A 264-nucleotide genomic window follows, 5' to 3' on the forward strand; every position below is an offset into this window, starting at 1 on the left:
GCGGTCGCTCGTGAAATGCTCTCCGAAAAGGAGTACGACAGCATTACGACCAAGGAAGTGGCCGCCAGAGCCGGCATCGGGGAGGCAACGCTCTTCCGGTACGTAGTCAACAAGAAGAACCTCTTCCTCCTCATCTACGAGGAGTTCTTCAACGACGTGCTGCAGGCCTGCCTGGACGAGGACGCCAAACACACCGCCGAGAATGGCACGGCCGAGTATTACATCGAAACCATCACCAGGATGTACACGTCGCTGGCCGGGCTC

General features: G+C 58.3%; 1 protein-coding gene. It reads left to right on the plus strand.

The features are described from left to right. Positions 1–15: 15 nt before the first annotated feature. Positions 16–264: TetR/AcrR family transcriptional regulator (locus SB764_RS41220; RefSeq protein ID WP_410866929.1), on the plus strand; the 249-nt coding region annotated here is incomplete at its 3' end.

Origin of the sequence: Paraburkholderia sp. SIMBA_027 (assembly GCF_046535315.1) — a bacterium.
GTDB classification, from domain to species: domain Bacteria; phylum Pseudomonadota; class Gammaproteobacteria; order Burkholderiales; family Burkholderiaceae; genus Paraburkholderia; species Paraburkholderia tropica.